The 22,222-nt window shown below is 70.6% G+C and carries 17 protein-coding genes; 12 read left to right on the top strand and 5 right to left on the bottom strand.

What is annotated here, in order from left to right; genetic code table 11:
- Positions 1 to 77: 77 nt before the first annotated feature.
- From ETD85_RS43940 to ETD85_RS43925, 4 genes are all read left to right on the top strand, one after another.
- Positions 78 to 1,019 (top strand): VWA domain-containing protein, encoded by a 942-nt coding sequence (locus ETD85_RS43940; RefSeq protein WP_138695774.1) that lies wholly within the window; start codon positions 78 to 80, stop codon positions 1,017 to 1,019.
- Positions 1,020 to 1,231: 212 nt separating this feature from the next.
- On the top strand, positions 1,232 to 1,942 hold the full coding sequence (locus tag ETD85_RS43935; RefSeq protein ID WP_206059253.1) for a S1C family serine protease: 711 nt from the start codon (positions 1,232 to 1,234) through the stop codon (positions 1,940 to 1,942).
- Positions 1,943 to 1,952: 10 nt separating this feature from the next.
- On the top strand, positions 1,953 to 2,618 hold the full coding sequence (locus ETD85_RS43930) for a response regulator transcription factor (RefSeq protein WP_170247164.1): 666 nt from the start codon (positions 1,953 to 1,955) through the stop codon (positions 2,616 to 2,618).
- Positions 2,615 to 3,784: a sensor histidine kinase gene (locus tag ETD85_RS43925; protein ID WP_138695772.1), complete on the top strand. Its 1,170-nt coding sequence runs from the start codon at positions 2,615 to 2,617 to the stop codon at positions 3,782 to 3,784. Before ETD85_RS43930 ends, ETD85_RS43925 begins: the two co-directional genes overlap by 4 nt.
- On the opposite strand, the gene ETD85_RS43920 is transcribed toward ETD85_RS43925, so the two are convergent.
- Positions 3,781 to 5,130, bottom strand: a complete 1,350-nt coding sequence (locus tag ETD85_RS43920; protein ID WP_138695771.1) for a cytochrome b — start codon at positions 5,128 to 5,130, stop codon at positions 3,781 to 3,783. The two genes, ETD85_RS43925 and ETD85_RS43920, sit on opposite strands and share 4 nt — an antisense overlap.
- A gap of 230 nt (positions 5,131 to 5,360) precedes the next feature.
- Between ETD85_RS43920 and ppdK the strand changes: the two genes are divergently transcribed.
- Genes ppdK through ETD85_RS43905 form a run of 3 tightly spaced genes read left to right on the top strand, consistent with a single transcriptional unit; the run spans position 5,361 to position 9,254 of the window.
- Positions 5,361 to 7,994 (top strand): pyruvate, phosphate dikinase, encoded by a 2,634-nt coding sequence (ppdK, locus tag ETD85_RS43915; protein ID WP_138695770.1) that lies wholly within the window; start codon positions 5,361 to 5,363, stop codon positions 7,992 to 7,994.
- A 6-nt stretch (positions 7,995 to 8,000) separates the two neighbouring features.
- A complete protein-coding gene (locus tag ETD85_RS43910) occupies positions 8,001 to 8,432 on the top strand; it encodes a MarR family transcriptional regulator (RefSeq protein WP_138695769.1) in 432 nt (143 codons plus the stop codon).
- Between the two features lie 51 nt (positions 8,433 to 8,483).
- A complete protein-coding gene (locus tag ETD85_RS43905) occupies positions 8,484 to 9,254 on the top strand; it encodes an alpha/beta fold hydrolase (protein ID WP_138695768.1) in 771 nt (256 codons plus the stop codon).
- A 52-nt stretch (positions 9,255 to 9,306) separates the two neighbouring features.
- Here the strand turns inward: ETD85_RS43905 and ETD85_RS43900 are convergent, their stop codons facing one another.
- Both ETD85_RS43900 and ETD85_RS43895 read right to left on the bottom strand, forming a co-directional pair.
- Positions 9,307 to 9,846: a GNAT family N-acetyltransferase gene (locus tag ETD85_RS43900; RefSeq protein ID WP_138695767.1), complete on the bottom strand. Its 540-nt coding sequence runs from the start codon at positions 9,844 to 9,846 to the stop codon at positions 9,307 to 9,309.
- Between the two features lie 99 nt (positions 9,847 to 9,945).
- Positions 9,946 to 11,685, bottom strand: coding sequence for a DUF4832 domain-containing protein (locus ETD85_RS43895; RefSeq protein WP_138695766.1), 1,740 nt, complete (start codon positions 11,683 to 11,685; stop codon positions 9,946 to 9,948).
- A 225-nt stretch (positions 11,686 to 11,910) separates the two neighbouring features.
- Between ETD85_RS43895 and ETD85_RS43890 the strand changes: the two genes are divergently transcribed.
- On the top strand, positions 11,911 to 12,642 hold the full coding sequence (locus tag ETD85_RS43890) for a phosphotransferase (protein ID WP_138695765.1): 732 nt from the start codon (positions 11,911 to 11,913) through the stop codon (positions 12,640 to 12,642).
- Between the two features lie 11 nt (positions 12,643 to 12,653).
- Here ETD85_RS43890 and ETD85_RS43885 read toward each other — a convergent pair whose 3' ends face one another.
- Positions 12,654 to 14,147, bottom strand: coding sequence for a M48 family metallopeptidase (locus ETD85_RS43885; protein ID WP_138695764.1), 1,494 nt, complete (start codon positions 14,145 to 14,147; stop codon positions 12,654 to 12,656).
- 81 nt (positions 14,148 to 14,228) lie between these two features.
- On the opposite strand from ETD85_RS43885, the gene ETD85_RS43880 reads away from it, so the two are divergent.
- Both ETD85_RS43880 and ETD85_RS43875 read left to right on the top strand, forming a co-directional pair.
- Positions 14,229 to 15,449, top strand: a complete 1,221-nt coding sequence (locus tag ETD85_RS43880; RefSeq protein WP_138695777.1) for a deoxyguanosinetriphosphate triphosphohydrolase — start codon at positions 14,229 to 14,231, stop codon at positions 15,447 to 15,449.
- A 76-nt stretch (positions 15,450 to 15,525) separates the two neighbouring features.
- The gene (locus ETD85_RS43875; protein ID WP_170247163.1) at positions 15,526 to 16,689 is read left to right on the top strand and encodes an NAD(P)/FAD-dependent oxidoreductase; all 1,164 of its coding nucleotides are present in this window, start codon (positions 15,526 to 15,528) and stop codon (positions 16,687 to 16,689) included.
- Here ETD85_RS43875 and ETD85_RS43870 read toward each other — a convergent pair.
- Positions 16,649 to 17,536 carry a M23 family metallopeptidase gene (locus ETD85_RS43870; protein ID WP_170247162.1) on the bottom strand — a complete coding sequence of 296 codons (888 nt, stop codon included), beginning with the start codon at positions 17,534 to 17,536 and terminating at the stop codon, positions 16,649 to 16,651. The genes ETD85_RS43875 and ETD85_RS43870 overlap by 41 nt on opposite strands.
- Positions 17,537 to 17,740: 204 nt before the next feature.
- On the opposite strand from ETD85_RS43870, the gene dnaG reads away from it, so the two are divergent.
- Positions 17,741 to 20,542, top strand: a complete 2,802-nt coding sequence (gene dnaG, locus ETD85_RS43865; protein WP_138695763.1) for a DNA primase — start codon at positions 17,741 to 17,743, stop codon at positions 20,540 to 20,542.
- Positions 20,543 to 21,045: 503 nt separating this feature from the next.
- Entirely contained in the window at positions 21,046 to 22,149 is a 1,104-nt protein-coding gene (gene rpoD / locus ETD85_RS43860) for an RNA polymerase sigma factor RpoD (RefSeq protein ID WP_240779826.1), read from the top strand.
- Positions 22,150 to 22,222: the final 73 nt, after the last annotated feature.

Below are 22,222 nucleotides of genomic sequence, written 5' to 3'. Positions count from 1 at the left end.
AGCCCCGCTCAGAGCCCTGCCCCGAGCCCCGCTCCGAGCTCCGCCACGAACCCGCCCGGCGCGGGAGGTGATGCGGCGTGACGCTGATCGCGCCCTTCTGGCTGCTGCTGCTCATCCCGGTGGCCCTGCTCGCCGTCACCTACGTGGTCATGGCGCTGCGCAGGACCGCGTACGCCGTCAGGTTCACCAACCTCGACCTGCTCGACAAGGTGGCGCCGAACCGGCCGGGCCGGCGCAGGCACATTCCCGCGGCGGCGCTGCTGCTCATGTTCGCCGTGCTCGTGGTCGGCTTCGCCAGGCCGACCGCGGAGGTGCGGGTGCCGAGAGAACGGGCCACGATCATGGTGGCGTTCGACGTGTCCGCGTCCATGGGCGCGACCGACGTGTCCCCGAACCGGTTCGAGGCGGCCAAGCAGGCGGCCAGGCAGTTCGTCGAAGGGCTGCCCGAGCGCTTCAACCTGGGCCTGGTGTCGTTCTCGTCGGCGGCCACGGTGACCGTGCCGCCCACGCTGGACCGGCAGACCGTGCTGACCGCGCTCGACCGGCTCAGCACCGCCTCCGGCACCGCCATCGGCGAGGCGGTCTACTCCTCGCTGGAGGCCATCGCCGCGCTCGACTCGGAGGAGGAGGCGCCGCCCGCGCACATCGTGCTGCTGTCGGACGGCTCCAACACCACCGGCCGCACGGTGAGCGAGGCGGCGGCGGAGGCCACCGCGCGGGGCGTGCCGGTCACCACCATCGCGTACGGCACGGCGGACGGCACCATCAGCCTCTCAGGACGGGAGGTCCCGGTGCCGGTGGACGGCCCGGCGCTGCGCGAGCTGGCGGCGTCGGCCGGCGGCGGGTTCTACGAGGCGGCGAGCGGCGATGAGTTGCAGGCGGTCTACGAGGACATCGGCACCTCGGTCGGCTACCGCACCGAGCGTCAGGAGGTCTGGCAGTGGTTCGTGGCGGCGGGGCTGATCTTCGGGCTGATCGCGGCGGTGACGTCGATGCTGTGGTTCTCGAGGCTGCCGTGAGAGGGCTGGGCCGGCCGCGCGGACCGGAGTTCCGCACGCTGCCGCTCGGCACCCGGGAGGAGCCCGCGTACGCGCAGGCGCCGCCCAAGACGCCACCTCACCCAGGACCGCCTGCGACGATGCCTCACGCATCACCGCCCAGGACGCCACCCCCCGCAGCGCCGCCCATAGCAACCCGGACGGCCGGGACGCCGCCCAGGGGACGCCTCCTGGTGATCGCGGCGCTCGTCGCGGCGGTCACCGGGGCGGCCGGGGGTGTGGCCGGGGCCCGGCTCTCCGAAGGGTCCGAGCCGGTCCCCGCCGCCCTGCCCAGGGTGTCGCCGGCGCCGTCGGCCGGCCTGACCGGGATGAGCGCGACGGCGGCCCGCGTGCTGCCCAGCGTGGTCTCGGTGGAGAGCGGCAGCATGGGCGGCTCGGGGTTCGTGGTGGACGGCCGCGGCCACATCCTCACCAACGCGCACGTGGTCGCCGGGAACGTCCGGGCGACCGTGGTGCTGAGCGACGGCCGCCGGCTGAGCGCCCGCGTGATCGGCGCGGACGACGACGAGGACCTGGCCGTGCTGGAGGTGGGCTACCCGCGCGACCTGACCCCGGCCACGCTCGGCAGGTCCGCCGAGCTGTCCGTCGGCGAGCAGGTGCTCGCGATCGGCTCGCCGCTCGGTCTGTCGGGCACGGTCACCGCGGGCATCGTGAGCGCCCTGGACAGAGAGGTACGGCTGGGCGGCGCGCACCGGACGGCGGTGCAGACGGACGCGTCCATCAACCCCGGCAACTCGGGCGGCCCGCTGGTGAACGCCCGGGGCGAGGTCGTCGGCGTCAACACCGCGATCGCGGCCGGGAGGGGCGGCGGGAACATCGGCATCGGGTTCGCCATCCCCATCGACAGGGCCGCGCCCATCGCGGAACGAATCATCCGAAATTAGGGTCCTTGGCATGCGACTGCTTGTGGTGGAGGACGAGGAAGACCTGGTCGACGCGCTGCGCGTCGGGCTCGTCCGGGCCGGATACGCGGTGGACGTGGCCTACGACGCGCCGTCGGCGCACGAGAAGCTGCAGGTCAACACGTACGATCTGGCCCTGCTCGACCTCAACCTGCCCGGCGGCGACGGCTTCCAGCTCTGCCGCACCGTGCGCGCGGCCGGGAAGGGGGTGCGGATCATCATGGTGACCGCCCGCGACCGGCTGGACGACCGCGTGCGCGGGCTCGACGAGGGCGCCGACGACTACCTGGTCAAGCCGTTCGCCTTCCCGGAGCTGCTGGCCAGGGTGCGGGCGCTGCTGCGCAGGGACGCCGGCGGCGGCACCTCCGTGATCGAGGTGGGCGGGCTGCGGATCGACACGGCCAGGCTGGAGGTGTCGCTGGACGGCAGGTCGCTGGCGCTCACCCCGAAGGAGTACGGCGTGCTGCACTACCTGATGACCAGGCCGGGCCACGTGGTCTCCTCCGAGGAGCTGCTCGAACACGTCTGGGACGAGCACACCGACCCGTTCACCAGCACCGTGCGCGTCACGGTCGGGAACCTGCGCCGCAAGCTGCAGGAAGAGGGGCTGATCGAAACGGTGATCAGCAGGGGTTACCGGCTCAAGGAGCCGACATGATCCACACCATCCGCTTCCGGATCACCGTGCTCTACTCCGGCCTGCTGTTCGTGCTGGCCGCGCTCGTGCTCGGCGGCATCTACTTCGCCGTCTCCAAGACCACCGACCAGCGCCCCTACACGACCGAGTACGCCAAGACCTACTCGGGCAGCCAGTACCTGGGCAAGCAGGAGGTCGTGTTCGTCGAGGAGGTCGAGAACGCGATCAACTTCAGGACCATGACCACGCTGCGCGACTACTCGCTGATCACCCTGGGCGGCCTCTACGTCGCCAGCCTCGGCATCGGCTGGGTGCTCGCGGGCCGCGTGCTGCGCCCGGTCAGGTCGATCACCCACACCACGGAGGAGATCCAGGCCACCGACCTGACCAGGCGGATCAAGCTGGGCGGCCCCCGCGACGAGCTCAAGGATCTGGCCGACACCATCGACACCATGCTGGACCGGCTGGAGCAGGCGTTCAGCGCGCAGCGCCAGCTCATCGACGACGCCTCGCACGAGCTGCGCAGCCCGCTGACGATCATCCGGGCGAACGTGGACGCCGTGCTCGCCGCCCCCGACGCCAGCGAGGAGGAGCGGACCAGGGCGGTGGCCATCGTGGACCGCGCGACCACCCGCATGACCAGGCTCGTCGAGGACCTGCTGGCCAGCGCCAGGCGGCAGGGCACCGCGTTCGCCGACGCCGACCTCGACCTGGCCAGGGTGGCGGCGGAGGCGTGCGAGGAGTACGCCGCCCCGGCCGCCGCCCGCCAGGTGAGCATCGTCCGCGACCTGCCACCCGGCCTGGGGATGACCGGCGACAGCGACGCGCTGCGCCGCGCGGTGGCGAACCTGCTGTCCAACGCCGTGCGCCTGTCACCGCCCGGCGGCGTGATCCGGGTGGCGGCGGGCAGGGCGGACGGCTGGCTGTGGACGGCCGTCCGCGACGACGGACCCGGGCTGGAGAAGGCCGACCAGGCCCGGGTGTTCGACCGCTTCTGGCGCGGCGAGTCCAGCCGCCGCGACCGTCACACAGGTCTGGGGCTGGCCATCGTCCGCCAGATCGTGGAGTCGCACGGAGGCAGGGTGGCGGTGTTCTCCACCCTCGGCGTGGGGGCGACGTTCGCGCTCTGGCTGCCGCCGCGCGACGGCGTGCCGGGCGCGCCCCCGGAAGGGAACCCGCTCGGCTAGGAGCGCCTGCGGCAGAGCGCCCGGGTGAGGAGGAAGGCCAGCACCGGCAGCACGAACACGGCCACCCGCAGGCCGAGGACGATCGTCGAGTAGACGTCGTGCGAGACGGTCAGCAGCGCCGCAGGAGCCGGCGCCGTCGGCGGGAAGCCGGGCGCGGAATGCATCGCCGGCGGCGTCTCCGACACCCACATCCCGGCCCACAGCACGGTGAAGAACACGATGACCGCGACGCCCAGCGCCGTGCGCACCGGGGCCTGCGACGGCCGGTCCAGGAGCTGGTGGTGGTCGCCGTCGCCGGTGAAGCGCCGCTCCAGGAACGGATAGACCAGCAGCACGCCGAAGAACGCCAGCAGGATCAGCGCCGGGATCCACAGCCCGATCTGCAGCACGTAGCCGCCGACCGCGATCTCCCACGGCGGCACCAGCCGCTGCGCCCCGTCGAGCACCCCGGAGTACCAGAACGGCTGCGCCGAGGGCGGATAGCCGCCCTCGCGGTAGACCCCGTGCTCCCACACCGGGTTGACGCGCACGAACGTGGACACCAGCGCGATGGCCCCGATCGTGAACAGCGCCGTGGCGCCGTTCTTGACCGCGAAGTAGGGGAAGAACGGCCCGCCGGTCACGCGGTGCTCGTCCGCCGCGGTGGCGCGGCGTTCCGTGTGCTTCTGCCGCCAGGTGAGGATCAGCGCGTGCAGCGGCACCACCGCCAGCAGGATGCCGGGCACCAGCAGCACGTGGGTGACGAAGACGCGCGGGATCACCTGTCCTGGGAACCCGCCGTCGAACACGAACGTCGCCAGGTAGGTGCCGACCAGCGGGATCGAGAGCAGCAGCCCGTGCGCCTGCCGCAGCCCGGTCATGGCGAGCTGGTCGGCGGGCAGCGAGACCCCCAGGAACGACTCGAACAGCGCCAGCCCGAACAGCACCACTCCGAGCATCCAGGTCAGCTCGCGCGGCTTCCTGAAGGCGCCGGTGAAGAAGACGCGGCACATGTGGGCCACGATCGCCAGCACGAACACCGTCGCCGACCAGTGGTGCAGCTGGCGGATCAGCAGCCCGCCGCGCACGTCCAGGCTGAGCTCGGTGACGGAGGCGAAGGCCACGTCGGGGTTGGGCTTGTAGAACAGCGTCAGGAACGTGCCCGTGAGCACCAGCAGCACGAACGAGTAGAGGGCCAGCTCGCCCAGCAGGAACGACCAGTGGCTGGGGAACAGCTTGCGCAACTGCGGCCGGAGCCAGCGGCCGAACGGCAGCCGGTCGTCCAGGTAGATCGCCGAGTCGCGGGCGGCCTTGGCCGATCCAGCGACGAATCGGGTGCCGCGTTTGGGCTTGGTAGGAGTGGCCATGGGCGCCTCCTGGTGGGGGTGTGATCCGATTCTGCACCCACCGCGCCCCTTTCTCAAGAATTGGTGTAAACCAATTGGTCTAATCCAATTTCTGGTCTACCGGTCGTATAATTGGATTAGACCTGTGGTAGGCCGTTTACCAGCAGAAATGACGACTTAACCGAGGAGTGCAGTTTCATCATCAATTTCGCCGGTAGAGTCCGGTGCAGAGGCGTTGGATTGGAGCTGTGGTGGCCAAGTATGTTTACGACTTCACCGAGGGCAACAGGAATCTCAAAGATCTTCTCGGCGGTAAGGGAGCCAACCTCGCCGAAATGACGAACCTCGGGCTGCCCGTTCCCCCAGGATTCACGATCACCACCGACGCCTGCCGCCACTACCTGGCGGCAGGCGCCGCGCCGGACGGTCTGGAGCAGGAAGTCGCGGAGCACCTCGACGCGCTTGAGAGCCAGATGGGCAGGACCCTCGGACAGGCCGACGACCCGCTGCTGGTGAGCGTGCGGTCGGGCGCCAAGTTCTCCATGCCGGGGATGATGGAGACGGTGCTCAACATCGGGCTCAACGACGAGTCCGTCCGCGGGCTGGCCAAGCAGGCGGGCGGCAACGACCGCTTCGCCTGGGACTCCTACCGCCGGCTCATCCAGATGTTCGGCAAGACCGTGCTCGGGATCGACGGCGACCGGTTCGAGGAGGCGCTCGACGCGGTGAAGGGCCACCGCCAGGACACCGACCTGGACGCGAGCGAGCTGCAGCAGCTGGTGGAGACGTTCAAGGGCATCGTCCGCGAGGAGACGGGCAAGGACTTCCCCGCCGACCCGCGCGAGCAGATGCGCCTGGCCGTCATGGCCGTCTTCGACTCGTGGAACGCCCCGCGCGCGATCCTCTACCGCCGCCAGGAGCGCATCCCCGCCGACCTCGGCACGGCGGTCAACATCGTGGCCATGGTCTTCGGCAACGTCGGCAACGACTCGGGCACCGGCGTCGCCTTCACCCGCGACCCCGGCACCGGCCGGCAGGGTCTCTATGGCGACTACCTCCAGAACGCCCAGGGCGAGGACGTGGTGGCGGGCATCCGCAACACGATCCCGCTGGAGGACCTCGAACGCATCGACAAGCAGTCGTACGACGAGCTCCTCACGATCATGGAGACCCTGGAGAACCACTACAAGGACCTGTGCGACATCGAGTTCACGATCGAGCGCGGCAAGCTGTGGATGCTGCAGACGCGGGTCGGCAAGCGCACGGCGGCGGCCGCGTTCTGCATCGCCACCCAGCTCGTGGACCAGGGCCTGATCACCCTCGACGAGGCCGTCACCCGGGTCACCGGCGACCAGCTCGCGCAGCTCATGTTCCCCCGCTTCGACGCCTCGGTCGAGAAGAAGAAGATCGCCAAGGGGATGAACGCCTCCCCTGGCGCGGCGACGGGCAAGGCCGTCTTCACCTCCGCGCGCGCCGTGGAGCTGGCCGAGCAGGGTGAGGACGTCATCCTCGTCCGCCGCGAGACCAACCCGGACGACCTGGCCGGCATGATCGCCGCCAGGGGCATCCTGACGAGCCGGGGCGGCAAGACCTCGCACGCGGCCGTGGTGGCCAGGGGCATGGGCAAGACGTGCGTGTGCGGGGCCGAGGAGCTGGAGGTCTCGACCGCCGAGCGCACGTTCACCGCCCCCGGTGGCGTGGTGGTCTCGGAGGGCGACGTCATCTCCATCGACGGGACCTCCGGCGAGGTGTTCCTCGGCGAGGTGCCCGTGGTGGACTCGGCGGTCGTCGAGTACTTCGAGGGCGCGGAGCCGGCCGACGACCTCGTCAGGGCGGTGGACCGGATCATGCGCCACGCGGACGCGGCCCGCAGGCTCGGCGTCCGCGCGAACGCCGACACCCCCGACGACGCGGCCCGGGCCCGCAGGTTCGGCGCGCAGGGCATCGGCCTGTGCCGGACGGAGCACATGTTCCTCGGCGAGCGCCGGCAGCTGGTGGAGGACCTGGTCCTGGCCTCGGACGACGGGGAGCGCCAGGCCGCCCTGGACGCCCTGGAGCCCCTGCAGAAGGCGGACTTCACCCAGATCTTCGAGGCCATGGGCGGCGACCCGGTCACGATCCGCCTCATCGACCCGCCCCTGCACGAGTTCCTCCCCGACATCGTGGACCTGTCGATCAAGGTCGCCACGACGGAGGCCACGGAGAAGGAGCGCAAGCTCCTGTCCGCCGTACGGCGCCTGCACGAGCAGAACCCGATGCTGGGCCTGCGCGGCGTGCGTCTCGGGCTGGTGATCCCCGGCCTGTTCGCCATGCAGGTCAGGGCCATCGCCCAGGCGGCCAAGGAGGTTCCGGGCGCGCGGCCGGAGATCATGATCCCGCTGGTGGCGGCCGTACAGGAGCTGGAGGCGGTGCGCGACGAGGCCGTCAAGATCCTCGCGGACGTGGGCGTGGAGGCCCTGATCGGCACCATGATCGAGGTGCCCAGGGCCGCGCTGACGGCGGCGCAGATCGCCGAGGCGGCGGAGTTCTTCTCGTTCGGCACCAACGACCTCACCCAGCTGACGTGGGGCTTCTCCAGGGACGACGTGGAGGCGGCCTTCTTCTCGAACTACCTGGACCTGGGCATCTTCGGCGTCTCCCCGTTCGAGAGCCTGGACAGGGAGGGCGTCGGGCGCCTGGTCGAGATCGCGGTGCGGGAGGGCCGGGCCGCCCGGCCCGGCCTGCACCTCGGCATCTGCGGCGAGCACGGCGGCGACCCGGACTCGGTGCACTTCTGCCACGACGTGGGCCTGGACTACGTCTCCTGCTCGCCGTTCCGCATCCCGGTGGCCCGGCTGGAGGCCGGCCGGGCGGCGCTGGCGGAGAGCGACTCCGACACCCGCTGATCTGCGGTGACGCGCGCGCTGCCCGGTGGGCGGCGCGCGCGTCCGCGTTTTCGTGGCAACCTGTTCATCTGCCGGCCGCCCCAGCAGACGATCGAGGAGCTGAGCAAGGCGCTGCTCGCCAGCCGCAGCGCCATCACGGGAGCGGTCACGCTGCTGGCCGGCCACAACGTCGTGCGCCGGTCCCGGTCCGCCGGGCAGCGCGTGGACCATGTGACCCTCGACCCCCGGGCCCTCGACCCGGCCGGGTTCGCCGGGGAGACCTACCGGGAGCAGGCGGAGCTCGCGCGCACCGCGCTGGGCCTGCTCGACGAAGGCGACACCGAGCGGCGCCGGATGCTCGACGAGGGCGCCGCGTTCTACGACTTCCTGGCCGAGCGGCTGCCCGCCCTCCTGACCGAGTGGCACGCCAAGCGCGGCACGCTCGGCCACCGCGACTGACCACGTACGGACACCCGCCACACCCGTCACCGATCCGAGAGGTGCTTCACCATGTCCGCAGAATTCACCGTCCCCGCCGGCGACACCCGGCTCCACGGCACCGACACCCCCGGCGCGACGCCCGCGGTGGTGTTCCTCAACGGCGGCTTCGCCACGCAGAAGCACTGGAAGCGCGTGCTCCAGCGGCTCGGCGGCAAGCACCGCACGGTCACCTTCGACGCGCGCGCCCGCGGCAAGTCGGGCACGTCGTCGGACTACTCGCTCGGCACCGCCGTCGCCGACGTGCACCGCGTGGTCGAGGCCACGGGCGTCGAGCGCCCGATCCTGGTCGGCTGGTCGAACGGCGCGACGCTCGCGGTGCGCTACGCGACCGAGCACCCGGACCAGGTCGGCGGGCTCGTCCTCATCGACGGCGCGTACCCGATCGCCGTGTTCGACGAGGCCGGCAAGGAGGCCGTGCGCCGGCAGTTCCGCCGGGTGGGCTGGCTCCTGCGGCTGGCCTCCTTACTCCGCCTGACCGCGAGGATGACGCCGGACCAATGCGCCCAGGTCGTCATCGAGACGACCGACGTCAACGGCGAGTTCGAGGCCGACTTCGCGGCCCTGCGGGTGCCGGCGGCCTTCGTCGTCGCCAGCGGGCCGCACTCCGGCGCCAGCGAGGAGGAGAACGCGAAAATGCGCGCCGCCGTCGGCAAGGCCACGGCGCTCAACGAGCTCGTGACGGTGTTCGCCACCGCCCCCAGCAACCACGTGCAGGTCCTCAGCAAGGACCCCGGCCTGATCGTGGGCGCGATCGAGGACGTCGTCAGGCGATCGGCATGAGCATTGGGCAGATGACGGGCCGCTCCTCGCACGAGGGGCGGCCCTCTTCGCGTCAGTCGCCCGGTTCGTCGTCCCAGTCGGGAGGCGTCACCTTGCCGGACGCCCAGTCCTGCCGCAGGATCGCGTAGCCGACCGAGTCGTGCAGCTCGCCGTCCTGGCCCGGCCACGCCTGCCGGTAGTGCGCCTCCTTGGCGTAGCCACTCCGTCGGAAGACCGCTCTCATCGCGTGGTTGTCCTGCCGGGTCGTGCCCTCGATCCGCGTGATGTGCGGCAGCTCGGTGAAGAGATGGCCGGTCAGCCACGCCACCGCCCGCGAGCCGAGCCCGCGCCCCCGCCAGGTCTTCCTGATCCGCAGGTCGAACATGGGCGTGTCGTCGGCGAGATCCTGCAGCCGCACCAGCCCCGCCGGCTCACCGTCGGCGAGCACCCAGAACGATCGGGTGTCCTCGTCGTCATAGAGGCCGTCGCCGGCCCGCCTCCTGACCGTCTCCGCGTCCTGCGTGCCCGCGTGGAAGGGCCATTCCTCCTCGGTCATGAAGGCGACGAGGCGCTCGGTGTCTGACGGCGTGAATCTGGCGAACTCGATGTGCACCGCCCGATCCTGCTGGCCGCCTTCTGGCGGGGTCAACCGGTTTTCGGCTCGCCGCGAGCCGCCCGCACGGCTCGCGGCGGCGTGCCGATCGGCTCGGGGTCAGCTCACGGTGACGGTGTGCAGGAGGTTGTTCAGGCCGCTCCCGGACTCCCAGGTGCCCTGGTTGGCGAGCCGGAGTGAGTACTCGGGTCGGGCCGAGAGCTGCGGGTCCGGCAGGGCGAGCAGGAGCGCGTAGCTGCCGGCGGGGACGGACGCGGGCACGGTGACGGTCTGGGTGATCGTCGAGGTGGCTCCCGCCTGCCAGGTGCGGGGGTCGGCGGAGAGCGGGAGGCGGTACACGGCCGAGGTGGCGGTGTTGCGCAGGACCAGCTCCACGTTGCGCGGGTTGACGGGGGCGGCGTACCCGTCGTTCCTGAGGGTGATGGTGACCGGCAGGCCGCCGCCTCTGGTGGCCGTGCCCGGGTACGTCCCGCTCTGCAGGGCCAGGCGGTAGCCGAGGCTGCGGGTGATCTCCGCCAGGCAGCCGCCGGTGTTCCAGCCGCCCAGCACGCCGGTGTGGTAGTCGGTGTTGAGGTAGGACCAGTGGAAGCCGGACAGCTCGCTCTTGGCGGTCGGGCAGTCGGAGCGCGGCGGGTTCGGGTTGCAGGTCTCGCCGCCCATCGCGACGTACGCGGTCTCGGCCTGCAGGTACGGATACTCCACCGCGGCGTTCTCGTAGGTGCCGTAGTCGTCCGGGCTGGCCAGGAAGCAGTCGTTGTGGTGCCCCAGCCGGGCCGGGGCCGAGCCGTTGTGCGCCTGGCCGGGCGGCAGCGCGGTGGCCGAGTACAGCGTGCGCTTGAACTTGGGCGTGCGCAGCTGCACCATCCGGGTCGACGGCAGCACGCTGAGGATCTTGTCGACGACGGCCTTCCTGTTGGCCCAGTCGGCCGCGCTCACCGTGCCGGCGTTGCCGAAGTTCTGGGTGTAGTACCACTCGCCCCAGGCGCCGATGAAGCCCGCCTGCATGAGGTAGATGACGTCCCTGTTGGCGCTCAGGTAGGGCGCGAGCTGGTCGAGGTGGGCCAGCACGCGGTCCTTAGCGGCGTCGGCGCCGTCGGTGGAAGTGGTGTAGGCGAAGCGCAGGATCATCTTCATGCCCGCCGCGCGTACGGTGTCGAGCTGCTGCTGCAGCTGGTCCAGCGCGGCCTGGCCGATCGGGGCGGTCTTGTACTCGGCCAGGTAGAAGACGCACATCACGAGGGAGATCTGCTGGCTGGTGCGGTAGCTCTGGAGGGTGGCCAGGGCGAAGTCGTTCTTGTCGCAGTCTCCGGTGTGGTGGTAGAGGCCGCGCTCGGGGTTGGCGAAGTTGTCGGTGGTCTGCGGGTAGGTGACGGTCTGCCCGCCGCCCCCGCCTCCGCCGCTGTAAACATGCGTGTACTTGGCTGAGGTCTCCAGCGGGGACTCGACCTGGAAGACGAGGTCGGCGTCGTTCGGGGTGGCGCTCTCGCCGAGGTCGGCGCGGTTCACCGTCCAGGTCGCGACGCCGCCGGAGGCGGAGTGGGTGACGGCGCGCACCGGCGTCCAGCTCCAGCCGCCGCCGTTGTGCCGGTAGAGGGTCGCGTTCTCCAGCAGGTAGTCGGCTCCCACGCCGCCCTGGGCGAAGCCCGTCGCGGCGTTGCGGTCGGTGTCGACGTACGTGCGCGCGTAGGCGGGGCTGCCGGTGTAGGCGAACCGGTACGTGACGGTGGTCGCGGTGTTGGTGGCCGACTGGCCGGTGATGGCGGCGAACGCGGGCGGCGCGACGAGGACGGACGCGCACAGGAAGGCGAGGAGGGTGAGGCTGCGTACGATTTTCGACATGGGGATGCGGCTCCTAGGGGCCGGGGCGGACTACGGTGGGCGGCCGGTGCGGGGCTCGGATCCGCTCGTGATTAATAATGGAGTCCATGTAAATCAAGTCAAGACCCCAATCGGCCCATTGACGATCTGCCGGTTGGGCGGGTTTGATAATCAGGGACTCCGCGATAATGGCGGGCAATCAGCGGAGCGGATGGCGCGGGCCGCCCGATCGGGCAGGCTGGAGGCATGCCCGAGACCCGCCTCCCCGGCGGATTCGTCAATGCCGTCGTCCGCGCCGGTGACACCGTCCGCCGCCGGCCCGGCCCGCGGGCCGCGTTCGTGCACGAGCTGCTCGCCCTGTTCGAGCGGCGCGGGTGGCCGGGCGCGCCCAGGTTCCGCGGATTCGACGAGCGGGGGCGTGAGATCCTCGGCTTCGTGCCCGGCCACGTGGCCTGGGAGGAGCACCAGCCGGACGGCGTCACGTCGGACCGCAGCCTGGCCCGGGTGGCGGAGCTGGTGCGCGAGTTCCACGACCTGACCGCGGGCACGCCGCTGGCCGGCGCGGAGGAGGTCGTCTGCCACAACGACCTGTCGCCGAAGAACACCGTCTACCGGGACGAGCACGGCGCGGGGCTGCGGCCGGTCGCGATCATCGACTGGGACCTCGCGGCGCCCGGACGGCGGATCCACGACGTGGCGCACGTGTGCTGGCAGTACGCCGGTCTCGGGCCCGGCGCCGCCGACGCGCCCCGGCGGGTGCGGCTGATCTGCGACGCCTACGGGCTGGCGGACCGGCGCGGCGTGGTGGCGGCCGTCCTGTGGTGGCAGGACCGGTGCCGGCGCGGCATCGAGGCCGAGGCGGCGGCCGGGGCGCCGCACGCGGTCCGGCTGCGCGCCGCCGGGGTGGTGGAGCAGGTGCGCGCCGCCCACGACTGGGTCGCCGCCCACCGCGCCGACCTGGAACGCGCCCTGCGATAGCGGCCCGGGGGTCAGTTCGGGGAGACGGCTTCCTGGATGGGGATGTAGTCGTGCCGCATGCCGTGATCACCCAGCCACTGGCGCAGCCCCGCCACGGCCGCCGGATTGGCCGCCACCTGGGCCGCGTACTCCGACAGGGAGACCTCCTCCCCGTCGTCGAACAGCAGCCGCGCGGGCCCCGACCACGACAGCGTCCACTTGGCCTCGCCGAGCTGGATCAGCACCGCCTCCAGCGCCTGCCCCAGCACCCCCGCGAGCAGGGTCTCCGACGGGGCCCAGCCCTGTTCGAGCAGCACGGCGGCCAGCTCCGCCTGCCGGCCGCGGGCGATCGCCTCGAAGGCCGCGTCCAGGTACGGCCGGTTCGCCCCCATCACCCGCTGCCCCGCCATCGCCAGGTCGTGCAGGGCGTCGGCGTTGCGGCCCGCGTACATGCCGTGCGCCACCAGCTCCTCCCACGACACCGGCCGCAGCCCGGTCAGCGCCTCGGGCGTCCACATGGACTGCTCCACCGCCTGCACCGCCACGTTCGCGTCCCGCAACAGGGTCAGCGCCGAGCGCGGGTCCGGCACCTGCTCGGGCTCGGGCAGTTGCTCGATGGCGGCCAGGCGTTCGGCCAGGCTGGGATGGGAGTCGTACGGCGAGACCTCCTCCGGCTCGTCGGCCAGCTTGGCGATCTCGGCCTGCCGCCCGGAGTCGCTCATCAGCGCGTGGAAGCCGCCGAACACCGTCGCCGGCCGGGTGCCGCCCGAGCCGGTCAGCGACAGGTAGTTGCCGACGTACAGGTCCCAGCCCAGCACGGTGCTGTGGATCTTGCGCAGCGCGCCCGCCATGGCCTGCCGCCCGCCGATCGCGACCGCGAACCGGTCGGCCTCCAGCTCCTGCTTGCGCGAGACGGCCTGGGAGACCCGCAGGTAGAGCTTGGCGTACCAGGTGAACAGGCGCTGGATGAACGGGTGGTTGCCCAGCCCCCGCACGGTCGCGATCAGCGACACCCGCCCCCGGTAGACCGGCGCGCCCAGCCGCGTGTGCGCGCCGCTGTAGTGGCCGAGCTCGTGCCCGAGCACCGCGCGCATCTCGTCCACCGTGAGCGTCTGCAGCAGCGGCAGCCCGACGAACATCCGCCGCCGCGTGGCCTTCAGCCCCAGGAAGCGCGTGTCCTCCGAGACTGCCGCGTTCACCTCCGCCACCAGGCGGATCTCGTCCGGCGGCGCCGTACGCACCCGCTGGGCGAGCTCGTCGACCGTCTGCCAGAGCACCGGCTCGTGCTCGCGGCCCACCGGCACGCCCGGCTGCTCGCCGCCGCCGCGCCGGCTCACCATGAACAGGGCGCGGACGAGCGCCCCGGCGGCCAGGGTGAGGACGATCGCAATCTTGACCGTGCTGGCGTGGAAGTCCACCAGGAGCAGGACGTCGAAGAAGACGGCGGCGGCCAGGATGAGGCCGACCAGCACGTAGAAGCCGGCGAGCAGGGTAAAGGCCAGCACTGCTCGGAACGCTGTCGTCATTGGGGAGGGCTCCCAGGGGAATGGGTTCTCGCGAGGCTCGACACTAGCGGAGACATGAAACTGGATAAAATCACTCCTCTGATGCCGTACTACGACGACCACGACCAGGAGCGCTGGATACCGGAACTTCCCGGCAATCCCGAACGCTCGGCGTTCGAACGCGACAGGGCCCGCGTGCTGCACAGCGCCGCGCTACGCAGGCTGGCGGCGAAAACACAGGTCGTGGGCCCTGGTGAGACGCTCGGCGGCGGCCAGCACATCCCGCGCACCAGGCTCACCCACTCGCTCGAATGCGCCCAGGTGGGCAGGGAGATGGGCGCCACCCTCGGCGTGGACCCCGACCTGGTCGAGACCGCCTGCCTGGCGCACGACCTGGGGCACCCGCCGTTCGGCCACAACGGGGAGATGGCGCTCAACGCCCTGTCGGCCTCGTGCGGCGGCTTCGAGGGCAACGCGCAGAGCCTGCGCCTGCTCACCAGACTCGAGGCCAAGGTGCTCACCGAGGACGGCCGCAGCGCCGGGCTGAACCTGACGCGCGCGGCACTCGACGCCTCGATCAAATACCCGTGGACGTGCGACAAGTCGCCCAAATACGGCGTGTACGACGACGACCTGCCGGTGTTCGCATGGATCAGGGAAGGCGCACCCGAAGGGCGGGTCAGCTTCGAGGCGCAGATCATGGACTGGGCCGACGACGTCGCCTACTCCGTGCACGACCTCGAGGACGCCCTGCACTCCGGCCACGTCACCCCCGAGGCGCTCCAGTCGCGCACCGAGCGCGGCCAGGTGTGCGAGATCACCCGCACCTGGTACGCCCCGGGAGCCGACCTCGGCGAGCTGGAAGAGGTCTTCGCCAAGCTGATCGCCGACCCCCTCTGGCCACGCCGCTTCGAGGCCACGATCGCCGACCTGGCCGGGCTCAAGGCGCTGACGAGCGGCCTCATCGGCCGCTTCTGCCGCTCCGCCCAGACCGCCACCAAGGAGGTGTACGGCTCGCGCCACCGCGCCGACCTCGTCGTCCCGAGGTCCACCAGGCTGGAGTGCGCGCTGCTCAAGGGCGTGACCGCCCACTACGTGATGACCACCGCGGACCACAACGCCAACCAGGCCAGGCAGCGCGACCTCATCACCGAGCTGGCCTCCCTGATCACGCTCGGCGCCCCGGGCACGCTGGAGCCCGCCTTCCGGCCCGCGTGGGCGGAGGCGCCGGGAGACGCCGCCCGCGTCCGCGTGGTGATCGACCAGATCGCCTCACTCACCGACACTTCGGCGGTGGCCTGGCACAGAAGGCTCTCGCGCTGACCAAGGTTGTCCAATGAGGCTGGTCACCTGACTCAACCCGCTTTCCCGACGACTCCAGGGGGCGGATACTGCGGCCATGGCGACATATGTGATCGTCGGGGCCGGGCTGGCGGGCGCCAAGGCGGCGCAGACCCTGCGCGATGAAGGCTTCGACGGCGAGATCGTGCTGATCGGCGCGGAGGACGAACGGCCCTACGAGAGACCGCCACTGTCCAAGGACTATCTCCAGGGCAAGGGCGAACGAGAGCAGATCTTCGTGCACCCCGCGGAGTGGTACGCGGACAACGCCGTCGATCTGCGGCTCGGCCGGCGCGTCACGCGCATCGAGCTCGATCACCACGTGGTCAGGTTCGGCGACGGGTCACGCCAGCCGTACGACAAGCTGCTCATCGCCACCGGCGCCACCCCCAGGCGGCTGCCGGGCCCCGGGACGTACCTGCGGACCGTCAAGGACTGCGAGGCGCTCAAGGAGCGTCTGGCAGCCGCGGAGAGCGTGCTCATCGTCGGCGCGTCCTGGATCGGGCTGGAGACCGCGGCCGCGGCCCGCGCCGCGGGCTGCGGCGTCACCGTCGTCGAGCCCGAGCCCACCGCACTGAACCGGGCACTGGGCCCCGAGCTCGGCGACCTCTTCGCCCGCCTGCACGCGAGCAAGGGCGTGGACCTGCGCTTCGGCACCGCCGCCGCCGAGATCACCGACAACGGCGTGCGGCTCAGCTCCGGCGAGCGGCTCTCGGCCGACCTCGTCGTGGTCGGCATCGGCGCCGCGCCCGAGGTCGGCCTCGCCCGCGACGCCGGGCTCGACGTCGAGCACGGCATCCTGACGGACGCCGCGCTGCGCACCTCGCACCCCGACGTGTTCGCGGCGGGCGACGTGGCCGAGTCGTTCCACCCGCTGTACGGCCGGCGCCTGCGCGTCGAGCACTGGGCCAACGCCCTGCACGGCGGCCCCGCCGCCGCCAGGTCCATGCTCGGCCAGGAGGTCGCCTACGACCGGGTCCCGTACTTCTACACCGACCAGTACGAGCTCGGCATGGAGTTCTCCGGCGACATCGAGGGCTACGACGAGATCGTCTACCGGGGCGACCCGGAGAGCCTGGAGTTCGTCGTCTACTGGCTGCGCGGCGGCCGCGTGATCGCCGGCATGAACGTCAACGTCTGGGACGTCGTGGACGACATCCAGGAGCTCATCAGGTCAGGCGTCATTGTTGACCAAAAGGAGCTATCGACGGGTCAACAGTGATCACGTCGCCGTCGTCGCTCTTCTTCGTGGGCTTGGGGGTCTTGCCCGCCTGCGGCGTCTGAGTCTTCTTCGACGAGCACTGGACGGTGCAGCGCGGGGTCTCGCCGAGCCGGCCGCGCAGCGCCAGCGTCTCCTCGCGGGGCGAGTACGTGCGGTTGCCCGTCCGCCAGGCGTCGAGGTAGTCCCACGGCTTCACCATGCCCCTGCGCACCCACCAGAAGGCCGGTCCCGTCTTCCACGAGATCGCGAAATAGAGGTTGGGCGCGGTGTCGCGGGCGTTGCCCGACCTACCCACCCGGCCCAGCAACTGGCCGGCCTTGACCCGGACGCCCGGCCTGATGCCGGCGGCGACCGAGTCGAGGTGACCGCCGAGGTAGCGCACGCCGTCGTCACCGATGATCGTGACGAACCTGCCCTCGCGGTCGGCGCCCGCGTCCGTGGTGGGGCGCCACCTGTTCTGGATGTTCACCTCGTCCACGACGCCGCCGACCGGCGCCACGAACGCGCACCCCTGCCCGGCCCAGATCGTCGTCTTGGGCAGCACGAGCAGCTGGCGCTGGTAGGTGGTCTTGCAGCCCTTGACCGGGAAGGTGTAGCTGTACTTCGACAGCTTCGGCGGCGGCACCTTGACCGGGTCGCCGCCCTCCGGCGGCTGCTCGGCGGCCTGGTGCTCGGCCGAGGGGGTGGGCTCGGGGATCGTGGCGGTCACCGAGGGCGTGCCCGTGACCGGGACCGTGGAGGGCGAGTTGGCGCTGACGCCGGCCAGCCCGGTGGCCTGGGTGCAGGCACCGGTCAGCAGCAACGCGCCCGCGATGGCCGCCCATCGTCCGATATGCCCCGATCGCATGATCTCCACCCGTGTCACCGTTTCCACCGACAACCTTTACCTTTGTAGCCGACCGGGGGACGTCTCAGAGCCGGTTTCCCCCTTTAGCAACCCACAGGTAATGCCCGTCTTCCCCGTACGCCTCCCCGCGGTTCTCCCCGTGGTTGCAGGCGGGGACACCCGTGCGGGCCGGAAGCGTCGGTGGGGCGGAATAGACTCACCGGCGTGGCTGGCCGGATCCGTGATGTCGACATCGCGCTCGTTCGCGAGCGTTCACCCATCGCCGATGTGATCGGCGAACACATTCAGTTGCGCAACGCGGGGGGCGGCAACCTCAAGGGGTTGTGCCCGTTCCACGACGAGAAGAGCCCGTCGTTCAACGTCACCCCCGAGCGCGGGATGTATTTCTGCCTGGCGGCGGAGACCCAGGTCATGACCTGGGAGGGCGTGCGTCCCATCGTCGAGCTCGCAGGCGGTGTGCACCGGGTGCTCGCCGCCGACGGGACGTGGGTGGACGCGCCGTTCATGTCCTTCGGGGTCCAGCCGCTCATGAAGATCGTGCTGACTCGCAACGGGCAGCGTAAGGAGATCTTCGCCACTCCAGAGCACCGCTGGTTCGTGCGGTCGGGGCGGCACCAGGACAAGCGCGCCGAGGTCGTCACCAAGGATCTGAAGCAGCGGCACCGGCTGGTCTCGGTGTTCCCTGGTTCCCGCATCAAGCGCACCACGCCGTCACCCTTCGGCGTCGCGCACGGCATCACTTTCGGCGACGGCACCCGCGCGGCCACGGGGAGCAGAGCCACCCTCGACAGCGTCAAGGACGCGCAACTGCTCAAGTGGTTCCCCCTGAGCTATGTGACCGAGGGCTCCACAGGGGCTTCGGGGAGGTCCAGGCAGCTTCTGGTCCACCATCTGCCGCGCTTCTTCAAGGAGCTGCCGCCGCTGGACGAGTCGGTCCCCTACCTGTACGGGTGGCTGGCGGGCTACCTGGCCGCCGATGGGCACGTCGCCAAAGACGGCACGGTCATGCTCAACTGCGCGGACAAGCAGACCCTGGAATACGTCCGCGCGGTCTGCACAAGGCTCGGGATCGGCACCTATGGCATCACCGAGCAGGTCCGGGTCGGGTTCCCGGGGAGGGAGCCCAGCTCGATCTACCGCGTCCACTTCGTCAACGAGGACCTCACAGAAGACTTCTTCCTGATCGACGAGCACCGCCTGAGATTCTCCAGCGCGTCGAAGGCCTTCGCGCGGCGCGGCTGGGTGGTGCAGTCGGTCGAGGAGACGGATCGCGTCGAAGAGGTGTTCTGCGCCACTGTCGACCATGGGCATGCGTTCGTCCTTGAAGACAATATTCTGACGGGAAACTGCTTCGGCTGCTCCGAGGGCGGCGACGTGATCACGTTCGTCGAGAAGATCGAGCACCTGTCCTTCGGCGAGGCGGTCGAGCGGCTGGCGCAGCGGGCCGGCATCCACCTGCAGTACGAGCAGGGCGGCTACGTGCCGCGGCGCGACCACGGCGAGCGGGCCAGGCTGGTCGAGGCGCACAAGGCGGCGGCGGAGTTCTACGCCGAGAAGCTGCTCGTCCCCGAGGCGTCGGCCGGGCGGCGGTTCCTGTCCGAGCGCGGGTTCGAGCGGGCCGACGCCGAGACGTTCGGGGTCGGCTACGCGCCCAACGAGTGGGAGGCGCTGGCCCGCCATCTCATGGGGCGCGGGTTCAGCGCCGACGAGCTGGTCAAGGGCGGCCTGGCGAAGGAGGGGCGGCGGGGGCCAATCGACCGCTTCAGGGGCCGCTTGATCTGGCCTATCAGGGACGCCACGGGCGATGTGATCGGATTCGGGGCGCGGAAGTTGCTGGATTCCGATGATGGTCCAAAATATCTGAATACGCCTGACTCGCCGCTTTACAAGAAGAGCCAGGTTCTTTATGGGATTGATCTCGCGAAACGGGAGATCTCCAAGCGGTCCCAGGCCGTGATCGTCGAGGGATACACCGACGTGATGGCCTGCCACCTCGCCGGCGTGCCGACCGCCGTGGCCACCTGCGGCACCTCCTTCGGCGAGGAGCACATCAAGATCCTGCGCAGGTTCCTGCTGGACCAGGCGGAGTTCCGCGGCGAGGTCATCTTCACCTTCGACGGCGACGCGGCGGGGCAGAAGGCGGCGCTGCGGGCGTTCGCCGACGAGCAGAAGTTCGTCACCCAGACCTACGTCGCGGTGCAGGGCGACGGGCTCGACCCCTGCGACCTGCGCGTCAAGCAGGGCGACGCGGCGGTGCGCGACCTGATCGCGAGCAGGGAGCCGCTGTTCCAGTTCGCGATCAGGAGCACGATCGCGCGCTACGACCTGCGCAGCAACGAAGGCAAGATCGCCGCGCTCGACGCCGCCGCGCCCATCGTGGCCGGGATCAAGGACGTCGGGCTGCGCAAGCGCTACGCCATCGACCTGGACCGGTGGCTGGGGTTCATGGACGAGCGGTTCGTCATGCAGCGCATCGCCGAGGTCTCGGGCGCCCAGCAGGGCCGCCCGCAGCGGGCGCCGAAGGCCGCGCCGCTCGACCCGAGCGTGCGGGTGGAGGGTGAGCTGCTCAAGCTCGCCGTCCAGCGGCCCGCGCTGCTCGGGCCGCGCTTCGACGCCCTCGACCCGCAGGCCTTCACGACCCCCGACCACATCACGCTGCACAAGGTCATCGTCGCGGCCGGCGGCACCGCCGCGGCGGGCGGCGGCGGGCGCGAGTGGGTGGACCGGTTGCTGGAGCACGCCCACGAGGAGGGCGCGCGGGTGCTGGTGACCCGCTTCGCGGTGGAGGCGATCCACGCCGACGCGCATGCCGAGGAACGCTATGCCGGCGACATCCTGACGGCGGTCGAGGCGATGCCGGTCGACCGGGCCATCGCGCAGGTGAAGTCGCGGATCCAGCGGCTCAACCCGGTGGAGGAGCAGCAGGAGTACAACAAGCTGTTCGGGGAGCTCGTGGCGCTGGAGCAGCAGCGCCGGGTCCTGCGCGACCGCGTCTCCGGATCCTGACCCCGTGGCTCCCGGGCGGCCCCGACGGCCGCCCGGAGCGTGAGCGCGGACGGTCACGATCCCGGGCGGTGAGCGTTCACGACGACGCCGCCGGGACGAAGATCGGCTCCCCTCGCCAGGGCGCGCCGAACGCCGGGAAATAGGCGTTCCAGGCCGATGTCAGGTAACAGTTCGGCTGCGATCGCAAGCGGTAAATCAGGGTGGTTGACCAGGGAACTTGGCTCGGTCCAACGTGCGACAAAGCAGGTGGACAACGCCGTCCGGGCAGTACGGGAGTCGCGTCCGGCCGGGGGGAGTAGCCGGGCGCGTGAATCCAGACCGCGTAATTGACTTTACTTTCCTGATCAAACTCCGGCTAAACCTTAAGGCGATCTCAATTCGGTAAGGACGATCGTCTTACCTTCGGTGACAAAAATGGGTCTGCCATTTGCTGGAACCAATACTGCAGACTGTCTCCCGTGGGTGCATCGGTGCTGCCAAGCGGGCCGCCATCGGTAGATCAGGTGGCGGACCTCGTCGCGAAGGGAAGGGAGCGCGGAAGCGTCACCGTCGATGACGTCGCAGCCGCGCTCGACCGATCCGAGTTGCCGTCCGACGCGCTGGAACGCGTCGTGCGGATGCTCGCCGAGAACGGTGTGGAGGTCCTCGAGCCCCAGGGCGACGAGGAGACCACCCGCGCCGATGAGGAAGACGTAGGCAAGCGGGCGCCGACCAGCGATCTGGTCCGTATCTATCTGCGGGAGATCGGCCGGGTGCCACTGCTGACCGCCGAGGAGGAGGTGGAGCTCGCCAAGTCGATCGAAGCCGGCCTGTTCGCCGAGGACAAGCTGGCCAACGGGGTCTCGCGTCTGGCCTTCCCGGAGTTCAGGGAGCTCGTGTGGCAGGGCACCCGGGCCAAACAGCGGCTCATCGAAGCCAACCTCAGGCTCGTGGTGTCGATCGCCAAGCGGTACGTCGGCCGCGGCATGCTGTTCCTGGATCTCATCCAGGAGGGCAATCTCGGGCTGATCCGGGCGGTCGAGAAGTTCGACTACACGAAGGGCTACAAGTTCTCCACCTATGCGACCTGGTGGATCAGGCAGGCGATCACCCGGGCGATCGCCGACCAGGCGCGGACGATCCGCATCCCCGTGCACATGGTGGAGACCATCAACAAGCTCGTCAGAGTGCAGCGTCAGCTCCACCAGGACCTCGGCCGCGAGCCGATTCCCGAGGAGATCGCCAAGGAGATGGACCTCCCTGTCGATCGCGTGGTGGAGATCCAGCGCATCGCCCAGGAGCCCGTGTCGCTGCAGTCGCCGATCGGCGAGGAGGACTCCGACCTCGGAGACTTCATCGAGGACGCCGACGCGGTCGTGCCCATGGAGGCCGCGGCGTTCATCATGCTGCAGGACCAGCTCGACGACATCCTGGCCACGCTGTCGGACCGTGAGCAGCGCATCATCCAGCTCCGCTTCGGCCTGGCCGACGGGCATCCGCGCACGCTGGAGGAGGTGGGCAGGGAGTTCGGCGTGACGCGGGAGCGCATCCGCCAGATCGAGTCGAAGACCCTGGCCAAGCTCCGCCACCCGACCCGGGCCCAGATGCTCCGGGACTATCTGGACTGACCCCGGACCGACGACCGGCGGGCCCGGGCCGACGAATCGGCCCGGGCCCGTCGCGTGCCCGGCCGGGCGGGAC

Origin of the sequence: Nonomuraea zeae, assembly GCF_005889725.1 — a bacterium.
Taxonomy (GTDB): Bacteria; Actinomycetota; Actinomycetes; order Streptosporangiales; family Streptosporangiaceae; genus Nonomuraea; species Nonomuraea zeae.
The sequence above is the reverse complement of the archived record's forward strand: the minus strand, read 5'-3'. Positions and strand labels throughout refer to the sequence as shown.